The organism is Jeotgalibacillus sp. 10bf12 (genome assembly GCF_055597105.1).
Window position 1 is genome coordinate 607,118 of record NZ_CP200276.1, and the last position, 12,785, is coordinate 619,902.

12 protein-coding genes are annotated in these 12,785 nt (G+C 45.5%); 1 reads left to right on the top strand and 11 read right to left on the bottom strand.

Annotated elements, in window-relative coordinates:
• Positions 1 to 128: 128 nt before the first annotated feature.
• From DH10bf12_RS02800 to DH10bf12_RS02840, 9 genes are all read right to left on the bottom strand, one after another.
• Positions 129 to 1,712: a malate:quinone oxidoreductase gene (locus DH10bf12_RS02800; RefSeq protein ID WP_471738176.1), complete on the bottom strand. Its 1,584-nt coding sequence runs from the start codon at positions 1,710 to 1,712 to the stop codon at positions 129 to 131.
• Between the two features lie 159 nt (positions 1,713 to 1,871).
• A complete protein-coding gene (locus tag DH10bf12_RS02805; protein ID WP_471737101.1) occupies positions 1,872 to 2,375 on the bottom strand; it encodes a hypothetical protein in 504 nt (167 codons plus the stop codon).
• 111 nt (positions 2,376 to 2,486) lie between these two features.
• Entirely contained in the window at positions 2,487 to 3,134 is a 648-nt protein-coding gene (locus DH10bf12_RS02810) for an IucA/IucC family C-terminal-domain containing protein (protein WP_471737102.1), read from the bottom strand.
• A 35-nt stretch (positions 3,135 to 3,169) separates the two neighbouring features.
• Complete coding sequence (locus DH10bf12_RS02815; protein WP_471737103.1) at positions 3,170 to 4,204, bottom strand: FecCD family ABC transporter permease; 1,035 nt, start codon at positions 4,202 to 4,204, stop codon at positions 3,170 to 3,172.
• Positions 4,201 to 5,205: a FecCD family ABC transporter permease gene (locus DH10bf12_RS02820; protein WP_471737104.1), complete on the bottom strand. Its 1,005-nt coding sequence runs from the start codon at positions 5,203 to 5,205 to the stop codon at positions 4,201 to 4,203. The genes DH10bf12_RS02815 and DH10bf12_RS02820 overlap by 4 nt, the downstream gene beginning before the upstream one ends.
• A gap of 62 nt (positions 5,206 to 5,267) precedes the next feature.
• Positions 5,268 to 6,257 (bottom strand): ABC transporter substrate-binding protein, encoded by a 990-nt coding sequence (locus DH10bf12_RS02825; protein WP_471737105.1) that lies wholly within the window; start codon positions 6,255 to 6,257, stop codon positions 5,268 to 5,270.
• Between the two features lie 223 nt (positions 6,258 to 6,480).
• Positions 6,481 to 7,647 (bottom strand): MFS transporter, encoded by a 1,167-nt coding sequence (locus DH10bf12_RS02830; RefSeq protein ID WP_471737106.1) that lies wholly within the window; start codon positions 7,645 to 7,647, stop codon positions 6,481 to 6,483.
• Positions 7,648 to 8,063: 416 nt separating this feature from the next.
• The gene (locus DH10bf12_RS02835) at positions 8,064 to 8,954 is read right to left on the bottom strand and encodes an N-acyl homoserine lactonase family protein (RefSeq protein ID WP_471737107.1); all 891 of its coding nucleotides are present in this window, start codon (positions 8,952 to 8,954) and stop codon (positions 8,064 to 8,066) included.
• Between the two features lie 176 nt (positions 8,955 to 9,130).
• Positions 9,131 to 10,270: a M50 family metallopeptidase gene (locus DH10bf12_RS02840; protein ID WP_471737108.1), complete on the bottom strand. Its 1,140-nt coding sequence runs from the start codon at positions 10,268 to 10,270 to the stop codon at positions 9,131 to 9,133.
• Positions 10,271 to 10,499: 229 nt separating this feature from the next.
• On the opposite strand from DH10bf12_RS02840, the gene DH10bf12_RS02845 reads away from it, so the two are divergent.
• A complete protein-coding gene (locus tag DH10bf12_RS02845) occupies positions 10,500 to 11,063 on the top strand; it encodes a sugar O-acetyltransferase (RefSeq protein ID WP_471737109.1) in 564 nt (187 codons plus the stop codon).
• Positions 11,064 to 11,119: 56 nt separating this feature from the next.
• Here DH10bf12_RS02845 and DH10bf12_RS02850 read toward each other — a convergent pair whose 3' ends face one another.
• Together DH10bf12_RS02850 and DH10bf12_RS02855 are read right to left on the bottom strand one after the other, a co-directional pair.
• Positions 11,120 to 12,469 carry a PTS ascorbate transporter subunit IIC gene (locus DH10bf12_RS02850; RefSeq protein WP_471737110.1) on the bottom strand — a complete coding sequence of 450 codons (1,350 nt, stop codon included), beginning with the start codon at positions 12,467 to 12,469 and terminating at the stop codon, positions 11,120 to 11,122.
• Between the two features lie 34 nt (positions 12,470 to 12,503).
• Entirely contained in the window at positions 12,504 to 12,785 is a 282-nt protein-coding gene (locus DH10bf12_RS02855) for a PTS sugar transporter subunit IIB (protein ID WP_471737111.1), read from the bottom strand.

A 12,785-nucleotide genomic window follows, 5' to 3' on the forward strand; every position in this document is an offset into this window, starting at 1 on the left:
ACGAATGAAGGGTCAGTTTCTAAGGACATCACCGCTTTTTCTGAGAACAATCACGGTTTTTCTAAGAACCCCTCAACACAAAATAAAAAAACACCGCAGACTCCAAAAGCCCGCGGCATGTCAGCAAATTATACAGTTGTCGTTTCTGCTTTAATCGGATCTTCAGCAATCGCAGCACCTGTATTCACTAAACCAAGTGCATCTGAAGTCGTTTCGTTAATTTCTTTAATCAAGTCCGGATGCTCAAGCAGATTTTTTCCGTAAGAAGGAATCATCTCTTTGATTTTCGGCTCCCAGCCCTTCATTTCGTCAGGGAAGCAGCGATTCAGTACATCAAGCATAACGGATACTGATGTTGAAGCGCCTGGAGAAGCACCAAGCAGCGCAGCAATTGATCCGTTTGCACCGCTGATCACCTCTGTTCCAAACTGAAGCGTTCCTTTGCCACCCTGTTTCGTATCCTTAATCACCTGGACACGCTGGCCGGCTACAACAAGCTCCCAGTCGTCACTGTTTGCATTTGGTACAAATTCACGCAGCGCTTCCATACGCTGTTCCTTTGATTGAAGCACCTGCTCAATCAGATATTTTGTCAGCGGCATATTTTTCATACCGGCTGAAACCATTGTTGTCAGGTTGTCTTTTTTTACAGAAGTAATCAGATCCATATTCGAACCTGTCTTTAAAAACTTCGGTGAGAATCCTGCGAACGGACCGAAGAATAATGACTCTTTGCCTTCAATCAGTCGTGTATCAAGGTGGGGCACAGACATTGGCGGTGCGCCAACCGGTGCTTTTCCGTACACTTTTGCATAATGCTTCTCAACGACCTCAGGCTTTTCACATACCATAAATAAGCCGCTTACCGGAAATCCGCCAACATTTTTACTTTCAGGAATACCTGATTTCTGAAGCAGGTGAAGACTACCACCGCCGGCACCGATAAAGACAAACTTCGCCTTATGATATTCAAGACGGTCATTTTTAAGGTCGCGGATTTTCAGTTCCCACTCACCATCTTCAGTACGTCTCATATCGTCAACCTGGTGCTTGTAATTAACTGATACGCCTTCTTCCGCTAAATGAGCGAATAATTTACGTGTCAGTGCACCAAAATTCACATCCGTTCCAGCATCAATTTTGGTTGCTGCGATCGGCTGATCCACCTGACGATTTTCCATAATGAGCGGAATCCACTCCTTCAGCTTTTCCGGATCATCTGAAAACTCCATTCCGGAAAACAAAGGATTGTCTGAAAGCGCTTTAAATCGTTTTTTTAAAAAATTGACATCTTTTTCACCATGAACCAGACTCATATGCGGAAGTGCCATAATAAATTCCTTAGGATTCTTAATCAGCCCGCTGTTCACAAGATGTGCCCAAAACTGCTTGGAAACCTGGAATTCCTCATTCACTTTATTTGCTTTCGTTACATCAATCGTTCCGTCAGCAAGTTCATTTGTATAATTTAATTCACATAAAGAAGAGTGACCTGTCCCTGCATTGTTCCACTCATTCGAGCTCTCTTCTCCTGCACTGTCAAGCCGTTCAAAAGCTTTTATATTCCAATCCGGAGCCAGTTCCTTCAGCAAAGATCCAAGCGTTGCACTCATAATACCGGCGCCAATTAAGATAACGTCTGATTTAATATGTTTGTTACTCATTTTTACCGTCCTTTTGTAAGCTAAGATTTTTTTGAAAAGCTTAAATATTATTTTTCGAACTATTTCTACATATTAATATTGTATCATTCTGGGGGATTCTTTCAAATCTTTATTTGTGCATGTCATACTGGGGACGGAGGTTAAAGTGCCGTCACACAGCACTTTAACCTCCGTCCCCAGGGTGCCCGCTTCCACTATCAGCAAAACTCATTCCAACCGGTTCCCAGACAGATTCTTCTGCCGCTCCATCTCTTTCTTCAACCGCTCACGCTGCCCTCTCAGCTCACGCGTAATCACCAACTCATCATTCACATCAGACGTCTTCAGCTTCAAATACTGATCAATGGCCTTTTCAAACCCGCGGCTCACTTCATCAATCGCTTCAATCAGCGTGTGATGCGTAAGCGGAATTTTATCCTGCTGGGTTGCCTTGTTTACCTTCTGCATCAAAATGGTCTCAGCATATAAAAGGTTGGCATACGTTTCAATTGACTCTTTGTTAACCGCCATCCCCTTAATGTCAGCCGCCATCTGGATCGTTCTGACAATCATACCGGTCATGGCATCAGGATCAACTTTTTTTCTTATAATTTTTCTTACTTTCGTTTCGCCGACACCAATTCTCAACGACTTTTCAAACGTCTGCAATGTCTGAACAAATGTTGAACGAAAGCGCTGTTCTTCCATGTTCTTCTTTATATTTTCAAACATGAGATCTCTCCCTTACTTAGTTGAAGGATTTTAGGACATTATATCAAAAAGTGGGGACGGAGGTTAAAGTGTCATCTCGTGACACTTTAACCTCCGTCCCCACACTGCACATTACCTCAATGGACAATTCCCGCAATACGGCTGCTCCTGCCCTTCCTTAATCTGATACAGCCTGCAGCACGTCTCCCTTACCGGAATCACGTCCCAGCTTTGTGGTCGCTGAAGGTATGTTGTAAATGGATTTGTTTCAACACCGGTCCACTTTGCTTCAGGGTCAGTCATTTCATTAAATAGGGCTTCGAGCTGTTCCTTTGGATACTCAGCAGCTTTTTTACGGAACACAGCCTGCATACGCACGGCGATATTTTCCCATAAAATCTTTTGGGGGATTTTACAGGTTTTAGAGAAGTGCTGAACCATTGGCGTCAGATGTTCTGCGAATACAACCGTTTTCCAGTCACGGTCCATTTCATGCACCTGATCACCTTCGAGTAATACGAAATGATCAAAGTGAAATGCTGCTTCTTTCAGCCAGTCCTTTTTTCCTTTATGAAGTCCGTAATATTCAAGCGCTGCAGCTGCAGTCATGACAGCATACCTTTTCATCACTAGGGAAGCTGCCGTTGACTCAAGCTTGATATCACTGACGCGTGCATAACGGCCAACGACTTCTGCGATCACATCTGGGGTTTCGAGCTGTTTAATTGGCACCCCTTCTCTGCCATGCTTTTTCTCAATCCGGTATTGTTCTAAGTCCATGATCAGTCTCCTTTTAAAAACGTTTAGTCATCACATTACTGGTTCCGGTAGCGAAACAGCAGGTACAGGAAGAATGGTGCGCCGATTGCAGCGGTGAATACACCTGCCGGAATATCAAGCGGTAGAAATATTGTGCGTGCCACAAGATCCGCAATGAGCACGAGAAATGCACCAATGAGCGCCGTCAGTACAGCAAGTCCCGGGAATGAACGATGAACGAGGCGTCTTGCGATATGAGGCGCCATCAGGCCTACGAATTCGATTCCTCCCGCATAAGCGGCTGCAGTTCCTGCGAGCATCACACTGCACATTAAAAAGATAAACTGCTGGAGCTGCACGCGGATCCCTACACTGACTGAAAAATCCTCACCAAGTTCTGTCACATTCAGTCCCCTGCCAAATACGATTAAAAACGGAATCGGGATGAGCAGCCACCAGATCATTGAAGTAACTTCACTCCATGAGGCAGCGTAAATACTGCCAGTCAGCCATATATAGGCCTGTGTAGTAGTAGCCGTATCACTCATTACCAGCATGAACGTCACACATGCCTTCATGATGGCAGACAACCCGACCCCGATCAGCACAAGCCTGATCGGGGTTACCCCTTTATTCCAGGAAATCAGATAGATCAGCAGAGCCGCAAGTACGCCGCCTGCAATCGCTGCAAGAGGTAAATATTGCAGACTGATGATCCCTGCACCAAATGAAATGAAAGTGACCGCCCCTAAAGAGGCACCACTTGTAATCCCGATAATATCAGGTGCAGCAAGCGGGTTTCTCACCAGACTCTGCAGGATCAGACCAGCTACACCCAGTGCCGCCCCAACTAAAATCGCCATTAGCGCACGCGGCAGGCGGAGTGTCTCTACAACAAATGCATGCTGATCAGTTTGTCCTGTGATCTGCATAAATACTTCAGTGATTGGAATCCAGTTACTTCCTGATGAGAGACTGACTAAAAATACGGTCATCACTGCCAGTAACCAGATCCCTGTTATCATCAGCCAGCGTCCCGAAAGCTGAATCGATACACGATCGTTAAATAAACGGAATGTCCACTGCTTCATCGTTTCGACACTCCTTTTTTAGCAAGGTAAATAAAGAAAGGTCCACCTATTAATGCGGTCATCACACCAATCGGTACTTCCTGAGGCGCGATCACCACACGGGCGATAATATCTGCCGCAAGCAAAACTGCCGCTCCTAAAAGACCGCTGTATGGCAGGATCCACCTGTAATCATTACCGACAAGACTCTTAGCCATGTGGGGGACAATCAATCCAATAAAACCAACTGAGCCAACAACAGCAACTGAACCGCCTGCAAGCACGATGACCAGCATGCCCATCACAAGTTTTGTCAGCCATACCTTCTGCCCAAGTCCTTTTGCGACATCATCACCAGATGAGAAAACCCCCATCGGCCGCGCCATAAACAAACTGATAACTAGAGCAGTTAACAGAAATGGAAGAACAGACATCAGCATGTCAAGGTCGCGTCCTGCAACTGAGCCTGAGATCCAGAAGAGAACCGTCTGAATCGACTGCTCGTCCAGTACGAGCATGCCCTGTGTAAATGATACAAATAAGGCTGACAATGCAACCCCTGCCAGAATAACCTTAATAGGTGTAAGGCCATCACGACCTAGACTTCCAAGGAAAAACACAGTCCCTCCGGCTATGGCAGCGCCTAAAAACGCAAACCACATATAACCTGAAAGCGATGAAACCTCAAGCCAGGTGATCGCAAATACAATAAAGAAAATTGCGCCGGCGTTGATCCCTAACAGATCAGGTGCAGCAAGCGGATTTCTCGTCAGCGCCTGTACAAAAACCCCTGCAAGCGCAAGGTTCATACCAATCACTAAAGAAATCAGTCCTCTGGAAAGACGTGAGGTACCGATAATAAGATGGTTTGTATTATTCGGATCATAGCTGATAATCGCTTCCCACGTTTCAGACAGGGGAATTGCCGTCTGACCAACAGCCAGACTTGTCAGAAACAGAAAGATAACAGTTGCGATCAAGCTGATCAGACCGATGAGTTTCAGTATAGGGGAACGTAACATGATAACGCCTCTTCTTTCATGAGAAAAAGGGGACGCAATATGCCTCCCCCTTCACTCAATTCTTATTCCTCAAGCTCAAAATATTCGTACATATCATCAAGCATCAGGTTCGCAGCCTGCAAGCCGCCAGCCATATTCCATGCAACCTCATCTACTGTAAATACATTCTCATTCTTCACAGCTTCAAGGTTCTGATAAAGCGGGTGAGCCGTCCAATCTTCAAATGTGTTCTGTACATCCGGTGTATCCTCCATGAACTGGAAGAACACGTCTGCATTCATCTGTGGAATGGCTTCCTTATCATTTAACATCACGATTTCTTCATTTTGACCCTGCAGTTCAATCGGCTCTTCAAATCCTGCTTCCTGCAGAATCGAACCTGCAAAGCCAGTTACATAGATACGTGCGTGATCTGCACGATAGTTCAATACAGCCGCACTCATCGGCCAATTTTCATTAGAAGCGATCTTTTCCTGGAAGTCACCAATACGGCTTTCCCAATCAGCTAAAAGCGTTTCAGCCTTTTCTTCTTCACCAAGCGCCTGACCAATCAGGTTCGTTGTTTCTTTAAAATCATAAATCGTTTCGTTTACAATTGTTGGTGCAATCTGTGAAAGCTGCTCGTAAATCTCTTCATGACGGATCTGTGAAGCAAAAATCACATCCGGCTCTAAAGCTGCAATCTCTTCAAGGTTAGGCTGCGTTTCCTGCCCCACATAAGTCACGTCCTGAAGGTCTTCTTTTATGTAATCATACATTGGTACCTGTACCCAGGACTCAACAACGCCAACCGGGGTTACGTCAAATTCAAGCACAGTATCAGTTGCGCCCTGATAAAGCGATACAACACGTTCAGGCTTTTCTTCTAAAGTAGTCGTACCCATCGCATGCTCAACTTCAATCGCGCCGCCTTCAGACTCAGTTTCTTCTGAAGCACTCCCATTATCTGATTCAGTTGCATCCGTTGATTCTTCCTCACTGCCGCCACAAGCTGCAAGTACGAAAGCAGAAACCAGACATGCAACAATAAATAACAATAACTTTTTGTTCATTTTCTTAACTCCTTTTAGTGATAATGATTTTCATTTGCAATATGATTGTATTATAAATGAAAACGATTATCAATAGATAATTGAGAATTATTTTCATTTATTTTTAGCGGCACAGCGGGGACGGAGTTGAGTGAACCACTTTTAGAATCATTCTAAAAACGAATCACCTAACTCCGTCCCCGCTGTGCACAACAAAAAAGCAGCCCGCAGACTGCTTTCTCATTTACTCATGATTAAATTGACGATACATTCTCACCACCAGTGGAACCACACTGAATAAGGCCAGAAACATAAAGCCTGTCGCAAGTGTGAACTGAGTCGCAATATAACCAAATCCTGTACCAGCTACAATCAGAACTGCATTAAAAACCAATGATTGAAAGGATTCAAGGGTGGCTCTGATTCCGTTATCTGCTTTTTCATGAAGCGCGCCCAGGATTAACGGCTCTGTCATACCGGCAGCGAGTAAAAAGAGAATGATCGCTGCAGCACCCAGCCAGTTCACCTGAAATGCTGAAAAAATCAGCGCCGCTGCACCAGCTAAAATAACGCCTGTAAGAAGACTCTCACGCCTGAATCTTTTTCTTAACGCGTGAGCAGCCAGCGCACCGGGTATTTGAACGACCAGAATTACCCCATAATACAATCCGAAAAATGATAGGCCGATCCCAGCATCCACAAGATAAAGCTGCCAGAACTCTTCAACAAACCCTGCTGCAAGTCCGACTGCAATGCCTAAAAAGAGAATATACACTAAGGCAGGCTCCCTTTTAAAAAACCTGATTGCCACAATGACCTGATCAGACATGGAGTACACCACATCATCAACTTGACGGACTGTATCTTTTAATAAAAATGCGAGGATAAAAGCAATTACCGTGCTGATCAGTGACAGCCAGTAATTAACTTCAAGCGGCACATATAAGGCTAATAAACTCCCTGACATCGCACCAATAAACAACGACATCATTTTGACTGCCTGCAGTCTGCCTAAGTACCAATCAAAGCGGTCTTCTTTATTAAGAGCAGTTAATGAATCATACAATAATGCATTTTCGGCTCCACTTAAAAAAGCGGCTCCGGCTGCAGCAAAAGCAATCGCCAGCGCAAACTGCCAGAATGAATCTGAAAAAATCAGGATGGCAAACATTATCCCTTCGAACAAAACGCCTGTTACAATCAGCGGCTTTCTGCCGATCCGGTCCGCCAAAACGCCCGACGGAACCTCCATCAGCAGCATGACTGCACCGAAAATAATCTCTGTCAGCACCACATCAAGCACTGACATTCCCCGCACTTCCCAGAACAACCGTTCAATCACATAGGCAGGGATGAATGAAAAGAAAAAACTGATACCATATAAAACTTTTATATTCCGTTTTGCGTTCATCGCTCAGTCGCCCCTCTCTTTAATTGTTGAGAAAGGCGATCCGGCGGTTCACGCGCTATTACTTAACTGGGCGGACGGGGCAATGTGTTCATACAACATTCCTTCTTTTACATATAAATTCTATCTTCTATTATATCATTACTATCTAAAGATTCAGTCTTCTATAGTGTGACGGCTTCACCTTCTGTCATATGATGCTGTGAATCCGCCGGTGTCATGTGTCCCGGTAACTTAATAACCGCACGTCCGCCGGGCAGTGACGACACAACGCCCGTATGTAAACCTCCTATTGAGATAAATCTTAACGGAGTTGAGTGCGCCACTTTTAGAATGATTACAAAAACGAATCACTCAACTCCGTCCCCACTGTGCCGCATAGAAAAAGACCACGCAGCTTTCACATGGTCTCATCTATATTAAACGGGCCTTTGCCCGGTATACGTAACGACTTCGCTTCTCGTCAGCGTCTTCCGCTGATCAAGTCTCGTGACAATATCCGGGTCATGCGATGGCAGATAGATTGTTGGATGGTAGAGGGCATACGAGCGAATGGCGCCCATTGTTGCATATGCGTGTTCAAATGAAGCTGAAATACCGGGAATCCGTTTGTCAGCTAACTGGAATTGATTGAAGGTCACATCACCTGCAAAGAACAGCGACAGCTCGCCATCGCGTACAATGACTGATAAATGTCCGTCTGTATGTCCAGGCGTTGATACAAGTGAAAGCTGAGGGTGCAACGAGTGATCTGCCCCTTTGAATAAAGCGTCTGACTCAGGAAAATCTGTCAGTTTGAACTCAATACCGGACGGCCAATTTTCTGATACAGCACCAAGCAGGAAGCGCCGGGACTGATCAAACTCTTTTCTCGACATAATCACAGGGATACCCGTCAGATCACTCAGTCCTCCTGCATGATCGGTGTGAGAATGCGTCAAGATTGTATAATCAATGGTCGCAGGGTCAATGCCGGCCCGCTGAAGCTGAGCGCCAATCGACTGAGACGGCTCAATGTTAAAGCGAATCAGCCTTTTTAATAGCCACTCATTTTTCGAATGATCCTTAAACCAGCCTTCCTCATTCACACGAGGCGTCTCACCCGTATCAATCAGCACCTTCATATCAGGAAACTCCACAAGATAACTCCAGATCGGCAGCCACTCTGTCCATGAAGGAGAAGCAACAAGCGCAGGAATCCGCAGCGCCTCCACCCCTCTCCACTGACGATACGGCTTCTTCACAGCAACCTGACCAGTCGAAAACGCATGCACCCGGACACCCGACAACCTGTTATCATACACCAGCATGTTCATCGTCCTCCCGTATTGAAGTTTTGACCTTATTATAAGAGGGCGTGAGAAAAAATGGGATGGCTGGAGGTGTTGTGGATGTGCAGAGGGTGAGACAGCGGGGACGGAGGCTGTTGTGCCATTTATGCAGAATACTCCATAATGATACACCACCTCCGTCCCCGGTAAGCTTATTAAAGAGCCTGTTCAACTTGCAGCCTGTTGCGTATCTCCTTCGTCACGTTCCGTTCTGCAGCCCCTTCAAGATAAAGCGGATGCCACTCACCAATGGAGAGATCCACCTTATCAAGTGAGTCTAACGCCTGTGCTTTGTCACCACGAACAATCGCAAGATAAGCATCACGCATATAGCGAGACACCTCATTTTTATCACTAATCAGCTGAAGTTTCCCTTCAATATCAGGCTCTTCATTTAATCTGCCTGCAAAGTAAAGACCTGTAGCCGCTGCAGTGTCGATCATATCCTGAAGCACTACCGCTTCATTCGTTCGTTCTTTAAAAGCTCTCCCTGTGGTCAGTTCAAGAAACCACTCAGGATTAGTCGTGTAATAATAAGATCCTACTGTGGCTAATAGGGATGAGGCAAGCGGCCAGTCCGGATAACGCTTAATGATGTGCTCCACCTTTTCAACTGTTTCTTTCTTCCAGTTACCTGTCCCTGTCGGATCCTCCTGCAGCAATTGATAACTGACTAAGATGACCTCTGAACCCGACTCTTTCCCCTTTAGAATAGAAATCATTTTCCCGTCTGTCAGCACACCGGTCGGAGTTTCTATATTTGCAAGGTTTGTCAGTCCAAGAAACAGGCTGACCATCGCAAATGTTAAAAGAATCCCGGATGGCCATATAAAATATGTGATCATCAGTGCAATGCCACCAGTGACAATATTTGAAACCGGGCCTGCATAAATCAATCTTAACAGCTTTTTCCGCATATCCTCTTCCGGAATCCTGTCAGGAAAACACATCATGGCACGTCCAATATAACCCAGTGCCGGCAGCTTAAAGAAAAAGCGGCTTTTCCCGTTCAATTTTGCATACACGAGTGGACCATAAGATAAATTCATCACTTCCATCCCGCCAAGCTTTCCACCAACCGCATGACCCGTTTCATGAATCATGAGGCTGACAATGAAGCTGACTACTGCCATAAGTAAAATAAACGTTACCCCACCCAACGTTATACTCACATCTTCTCTCACCATAAATGACGCGATCAAAAGCCCCATCACCGCACCAAAAAGAAGCTGCAGGGCCAGTACCTTAAACTTCGACTTTGGCTGAACTGTTTTTCTTTCACTGAACTGACTCATTGTGATACCCCTTTATCTCAGATAGCTTTGATAGGTTATGTACGTGCGGGAGTGCTGAAAGGATTCATGAAATAAAAGGGGCGGCACAGCGGGGACGGAGTTGAGCGCGACACTTTTAGAATAATTCTAATAACGAAACGCTCAGTCCCCAGTGTACCGGTGTATCACTAGCCACCCCACCACAAACATGAGAAACTAATAAAAAATTAATCCAGAAAAGGTGACCCGCATGAAATCTGAAAAACAAAAAATGCTCGCAGGTGAAATGTATGACCCGGCTGATCCGGTTTTAATGAAAGAGCGTGAGGAAGCAAGAAGGAAAGTCCGCCTGTTTAATCAGACAACTGAATCTGAAGGGGAACAGCGCGTCGAAATGCTGAAGGATCTGCTTGGCTCGACGGGCAATCATGTATATATGGAGCCGAATATCCGTTTCGACTATGGCTACAATACTTACGTCGGAGAGAATTTCTTCGCTAACTTCGATTGTACGATTTTAGATGTGTGTGAAGTCCGCTTTGGCGATAACTGTATGCTTGCGCCAGGCGTGCAGATCTATACAGCGACTCATCCGCTTGATCCAGCTGAACGGAATTCAGGCAGGGAGTATGCGAAGCCGATCACATTTGGAGACAATGTATGGGTTGGCGGCAATGCCGTCATCAATCCGGGGATTACTGTTGGTGATGATGCGGTGATTGCTTCAGGCGCTGTTGTGACGAAGGATGTTCCTGCAAATGTAGTGGTTGGGGGCAATCCTGCAAGAGTGATTAAGGAACTCGATGTAAAATAACTAAAAACCGGCTGACGGGATTCGAAATGAACCCCCTCAGCCGGTTTTATGATTAATTAAGCTGTTTTCTCTTTCTTTTTGAATGGAATTGCCATCAGCAGCAGAATCACAATCAGACTGATCACAATTGCGATTGGTCCTGCAAAGTTGGCAAGTGATCCGAAGAAGATACCACTTACACCAAAGTCTGCGTCAGAGAATGTTGTGTTGGCAAATCCAAGGTCTCCGAGTACCGGCAGCAGGAATACTGGGAGGAATGAGATAATGATCCCATTCACAAAGGAACCGGCAACCGCTCCCTTGACACCGCCTGTTGCATTTCCGAACACGCCGGCTGCAGCACCTGTGAAGAAATGCGGTACAACGCCCGGAAGAATGATGGTACTGCCTGCAAGCGCCATGAAGATCATGCTGAATAATCCACCGGCAAAGCTTGAGAAGAAACCGATCAATACTGCGTTTGGTGCGAATGTGAAGACAATCGGCACATCAAGTGCAGGTTTTGCATTCGGCACAAGCTTCGTTGAGATCCCTTTGAATGCAGGAACGATTTCTGCAAGCACAAGACGTACACCAGCTAAGATGACGAATACACCTGCTGCAAAGTTACCAGCCTGGATTAAAGAGAAGACAAGGAAGTTTGTTCCGTCACTCAGGTTTGCTTCGATAAATGCAGGACCCGCTGCAATCGCAACGATAAAGTACATCACGACCATTGTCAGCGCAATACTTACTGTACTGTCACGCAGGAATCCAAGTCCTTTAGGAAAGTTAATTTTTTCAGTCGATGTCGGTTCTTTTCCACCGACAGCTTTACCAACAAGACCGCTTAATGCATAACCAACTGCACTGAAATGTCCAAGCGCCACGTTATCATTACCTGTCAGTTTTCTCATAAACGGCTGAACAATTGCAGGGGACAGCGTCATGATAATCCCAAGTGCAACAGCACCTGCTGCAATCTGAGGAATCGTTGTGAAGCCTGCTACAGCCATGATGACTGCAAGCATACATGCCATATAAAGCGCATGGTGACCTGTTAGGAAAATGTATTTAAAACGCGTGAAACGCGCGATAAACACATTGACAATCATACCGAAAAACATAATGAGCGCTGTACTTGAACCGTATTCAGTTAACGCTAAGGCAACGATCGCCTCGTTGTTCGGTACAACACCCGCTACATTAAAGGCCTCTTCGAACATCGCGCCAAACGGTATCAGAGCGATTTCAAGAATGCCGGCTCCGGCTGCAATTACCAGGAACCCGACAAAGGTTTTTGTTGTGCCTTTCATCGTGTCAGACAGATTTTTTCTCTGTGCAATCAGCCCGATCAATGCGATCATCGCAACAAGAATGGCCGGCTGGCTTAAGATATCCACCAAAGTCGTCAAAACACCCGTCATATGCTCTCACCCTCTCTTTTTTTCTGTTCTCCTTTTAAATTAAGTTTCTCTCTTCTGCCATTTTGCGTACTTTTTCTCTCAGCTCGTCCATATCAATGATATTATCAAGTACGATCACTTCTCCTAAGTGCGAACCGCCTTCTGCGATATCCTTCGCAAGGAAAAATACATCTGCGTCACCCGGGGCTGCTGAACTTAAATCTGAATGAGATACTTCCACACCTGTAATCCCAAGCTCACCTAATACCTGATTGATATTCATCTCCACCATAAAGCTCGTTCCAAGTCCTGATCCACATACCGCTAAAATTTTCAT